Origin of the sequence: Pseudomonas sp. JV245A, from assembly GCF_032424515.1 — a bacterium.
Classification (GTDB): Bacteria; Pseudomonadota; Gammaproteobacteria; order Pseudomonadales; family Pseudomonadaceae; genus Aquipseudomonas; species Aquipseudomonas protegens.
Genome location: NZ_VYKE01000252.1, coordinates 1 through 4507 on the forward strand (window position 1 = coordinate 1; position 4507 = coordinate 4507).

Sequence of the window (4507 nt, forward strand, 5' to 3'; positions counted from 1 at the left end):
CAGCCACAGCACCAGCAGGCCGGCCACAGGTCCTCGAAGACGAAGAAGCCCCGGGGTTCGCCGCTATAAGGATCGATCATGGCGATGCCGGTGCCGGGACGCTCCTTGAGGGCCCCGAAGACGATCACATTGTCCGATTCGAGAAAGCCCTGGCGCGGTGGGGCTGCGCCGAAGACCTTGTGCAGTTGCGGGTAGGCGTCGGAGGCGGCCCTGATCCAGGCGTCCTGTTGCAGCAGCGTGCCATGCTCGCCAGGGGCCAGTTGCAGCATCTGCGCACCGACCTCCCAGCGCAGGATCGGCCCCTTGAGCTCCAGCAGCGAACCACTGAGGCCCAGCAGCGCGAGGAACAGCCCCAGGCACAGGGCCAGCCAGCGGTGCAGCCTGAGCCAGATATTACGCATGGACAGCATCGGCGGCTTACCAGCGATAGCGCAGGCTGGCGATGACACTGCGGTCATAACCGGCGCTGCAATTGGTCAGCGAGCAGCCTTCGTAATAGTGCTTGTCGGTGAGGTTGGTGGCATTCACCGCCAGGCGCAGGCCCTTGGCCGCCGGGATCAGCTTGTCGAAGTCGTAGTGCACCGCCGCGTCCAGCAAGGTGTAGGAGGGCACGCGCTGGGTGTTGGCGGCATCGGCCTCGGTGGAGCCGATGTAACGCACCCCGGCGCCAAAGCCCAGGCCGCTGAGGGGGCCTTCGGGCAAGGTGTAGTCGGCCCACAGCGAGGCCATTTTTTCCGGGGTGTCGGTGGGGCGTTTGCCCTTCTCCAGCGGGTTGTTGCTCTTGCTCACCTCGGCGTCGTTGTAGGTCAGCGCCGCCAGCAGGTCCAGGCCCCGGGCCAGGCTGGCCTTGCCTTCGAGCTCGATGCCGCGCACGTTGATCTCGCCGGTCTGGATCTTGTTCAGGCGTTGGGCCGGGTCGGTGGTCAGGACGTTTTCCTGGGTCAGGTCGAACAGCGACAGGGTGATGTAGCTGTCGATGCCCGGCGGCTGGTACTTGACCCCCACTTCCGATTGCTTGGCGCTGGTGGGCTTGTACGGCGTGCCGTAGAAGTTGGTGCCCAGCACCGGGTCGAAGGACGTGGAATAGCTGATGTAGGGCGCCAGGCCGTTGTCCGCCAGGTACACCAGCCCGGTGCGGTAGGTGAACTTTTCGTCGTCCTGCTTGCTGCCGCTGTCGTTCATGCGGTTATCGGTTCGGGCGCTGGAGCGGTCCTGGCGTCCGCCGACGGTGAGCACCCAATGCTCATCGAAGGTGAACTGCTGCTGGGCGTAGACCCCGACCTGATCGGCGCGCTGCACGGTGTTGGTGAAGGGGGGGCTGGGGTCGAACACGCCGCCGTGCACCGGGTTATAGATGTCGATGGGCGAAGCCGAGCCGCCGCGCAGGTAGTAGTCCTCGCGGGTGCGCCGGTAGTCGATCCCCAAAAGCGACACCATTTGCGTGCTGCCCAGGTTCCAGCGGGCCTGGGCATTGTTGTCCAGGGAGTAGGTGTCGCCGACGATGCGAAAGCGATAGGCAGCGCGGTTCAGGGTGCGCAGGTCCGGAGCCAGGGACATGCCGCTGGCGGTGTTGGTCAGCAGGTTGACGTGGCCGTAGCGGGCGCTGGAATTGAGGCTCCAGACGTCATTCAGGCGGTGCTCCAGCAGGTAGCCCAGGGAGTACTGGGTGCGGTCGTTGTCCAGCCCCGGTTCATCGAGGAAGACGTTGTGCCTGACCTTGCCATTGGGGTTGCCAAGCAGGGTGCCCTGGGCCGGCAGGAACACCCGCGGCGCGCCGAACGTGTCCTGGGTGTAGTCGGCCAGCAGGGTCAGGCTGGTGTCGTCGTTGGGCTTCCAGGTGAAGGAGGGCGCGAAGTACTGTTTGTCGTCCTTGATGTGATCGAACTGGGTGCCGCTGTCGCGCTCCAGGCCCACCAGGCGATAGAGGAATTGCCCTTCATCATCCAGCGGCCCGCTGAAGTCGAACTGGCCCTGGGCTCGGTCGAAGCTGCCCCCCTGGATCTGCACTTCATGGAAGGGCTTGTCCAGCGGGCGCTTGCTGATCTGGTTGACCACGCCCCCCGGCGAGTTCTGCCCGAACAGCACCGAGGCCGGGCCCTTGAGCACATCGATGCGCTCCAGGCCATAGGCTTCGACCTTGGGCCAGGCCTGGGCGGTATTGCCCTTGAGGCCATCGCGGAGCATGCCGGTGGTGACGTCGAAACCGCGGATCGAGAGGGTGTCGAAGCGCTGGCTGGCGGCAGTGGTATTGGCCTGGACCCCGGCGGTGTAGCGCAGCGCCTCGTTCACCGACTGCACCTGCTGGGCATCCATCTGGTCACGGGTGATCACGGAGATCGACTGGGGAATTTCGCTCAGGCTGGCATCGGTCTTGGTCCCGCTGAGGCTGCGCTTGGCCACGTAACCGGCCTGCGGCCCGGTGGCGGAGTCGGGCTGGGTGGCGCTGATCACGCTGGTGTCCAGGGTCAGGGCGTGGTCCTGGTCGGTATCGCCATCGGCGGCCAGCGCGGCGCCGGCCTGGGTCAGCGAGAGGCCCAGGGCCAGGCCGTGGATCAGGCACGCCAGCGGGTTGCGGCCCAGAGCCGGACGCGAGACCACACAATTGACGGGACAACCTGAGGTGTTTCGGTGCGCAACGCGGCTACCCATGCTTCACTCCGTGATGGGGATTAAATGAGAATGCAAACGTATCTCATTTGTGAGCTTGGGTTGCGGGCTAAAACTTTGGCTTGAGCGACCATTTCTTTCGTTTGCGGTACGGCGCGGGGAGGGCGCCCGGATCACCAGGCGCAGCTTTGGATGGAGCAGGCTCGAGCAGGAGCGGGCTCAACGCAAGGACTTGGGCGACACCCCGAAGCGCTTGCGAAAGGCCGTGGAGAAATGCGCCGGGCTGTAGCCGACCCGATAGGCCGCGCTGGAGACATTGGTCTCGCCACTGGCCAGCAAGCGATAGGCCTCGCCCAGGCGCTGCTCCTGCAGGTAGGCATAGACGCTGGTGCCAAACACCTGACGGAAACCGGCGGTGAGCTTGCGCGGGTTCAGGCCCACCTGGCGCGACAGCTCCGACAGCGAAGGCGAATCCTGCAATGAGTTGAGCAGCAGGTCACGGGCGGCATGGATGCGCTCGATGTCCGCCGAGCTGCATGGGCTGTCCTGCAGTGGCCTGGATTCGGCCTGGGCGAGAATCCCCTCGACCCCCAGGGCGGTGAGTTCCAGGGCCTTGCCACCCAGGTAGAAGGAGCGGGTCGGGCCCTGCAGCGGGCAGGTGAAGATCTGTTGCGCCAGGGCCAGCAGCGGTTTGCTCGCCGGCTGGCAGAACAGCATCGGGCCGCCGCCGCGCTGATCGAGCAGGCGCTCGGGTTCCAGGCCGACATTGCGGATCGAGGGGAAGTCCAGCTGCACCGTGGTGTAGCGCACCGGCACGCCGCTGGCGAACAGGTGGTCGCCGCAGTGCTCGCCCTGGTTGGCCACGGCGCACAGGGTCGGCCCGCGGATCTCCACTTCGGGCTGGCCTTCGACCCGGCAATTGAGCTGGCCGCTGAGCACCAGGATGATTTTCAGGCCTTCCCAGAGCGGCTCCTGCATCCACATCTGGCTGTCCATCAGCACGGTCCCGGTGGAGAGGGTGACCTCCGGGACTACAGCGGCCGACCCGGTGTGCTGCGGGTTGGGAAAGTGCAGGGTGGAATCCCTTTTGACAGGCTGCGGCGCAGCGTTGGGGCTGAGCATGGCGAACTCCCTGTGGACCTGAAAAGAGGCCATACGCTAGCAGGAAATTGCCTTTCTGTAATTAAGAATGATTATCCTTTAGCCTTCGAGCACCGTCCTGCCGCGCTCTTTCCGGGGCGCGCCGCGCAATCAAAAGAAAAAGCCGCGCAAACGAATGTCCTGCCGATTGCCGGGTCCGGCAAATTGCCTATTAATAATCACTCTCATTTCCAGGCACGGCAGCCTCCCATGGACGACCCCTTGCTCGACAGCGCCGCAGGACCGCCGGCGACTCTTCATTCCCGCCACCCCTGACGGCGGATTCCCAGCTCATTCCAGGGGCCTGATCTCTCAGGTCCGGGGCCGCTTTTTGCGTAAAAAACATCAGGAGACAGCATGTCCACTTTCGATGACCTCAAGGATTGCCCCTCTTGGCCCGAAGACTTCGCCCAGCGCTACCGCCAGGCCGGCTACTGGCGCGACGAAACCTTTGGCGACCTGCTGCGCAGCGCCGCCCAGGCCTTTGCCGAGCGTGAAGCACTGACCGAGGGCGAGCAGCACCTGAGCTACCGGCAACTGGACCTGCGGGTCGACCAACTGGCCGCCGGCCTGTACCGGCTGGGGCTGCGGGCCGGCGACAACGTGGTGCTGCAACTGCCCAACAGTGCGGCCTTCGTCGAAGTCTGCTTTGCCCTTTACCGCCTCGGGGTGCGGCCGATCTTCGCGCTGCCGGCCCACCGGCACCTGGAAATCGGCCGCTTCTGCGAGTTCGCCCAGGCCCGGGCCTACTTCTGCGCCG

At 65.2% G+C, this 4507-nt stretch carries 5 protein-coding genes; 2 read left to right on the forward strand and 3 right to left on the reverse strand.

The window, feature by feature from the left end:
• The 3 genes from F6S12_RS29920 to F6S12_RS29930 form a co-directional block, all read right to left on the reverse strand.
• Positions 1-410: PepSY domain-containing protein (locus F6S12_RS29920; RefSeq protein ID WP_315869699.1), on the reverse strand; the 410-nt coding region annotated here is incomplete at its 3' end.
• Between the two features lie 7 nt (positions 411-417).
• Positions 418-2649, reverse strand: a complete 2232-nt coding sequence (locus F6S12_RS29925; RefSeq protein WP_315869700.1) for a TonB-dependent siderophore receptor — start codon at positions 2647-2649, stop codon at positions 418-420.
• A gap of 177 nt (positions 2650-2826) precedes the next feature.
• Complete coding sequence (locus F6S12_RS29930) at positions 2827-3729, reverse strand: AraC family transcriptional regulator (protein ID WP_011061777.1); 903 nt, start codon at positions 3727-3729, stop codon at positions 2827-2829.
• Between the two features lie 12 nt (positions 3730-3741).
• Between F6S12_RS29930 and F6S12_RS29935 the strand changes: the two genes are divergently transcribed.
• Both F6S12_RS29935 and F6S12_RS29940 read left to right on the forward strand, forming a co-directional pair.
• Positions 3742-4023 (forward strand): hypothetical protein, encoded by a 282-nt coding sequence (locus tag F6S12_RS29935; RefSeq protein WP_148057353.1) that lies wholly within the window; start codon positions 3742-3744, stop codon positions 4021-4023.
• Between the two features lie 81 nt (positions 4024-4104).
• A partial coding sequence (locus tag F6S12_RS29940) for an AMP-binding protein (protein WP_315869701.1) occupies positions 4105-4507 on the forward strand: 403 nt, incomplete at its 3' end.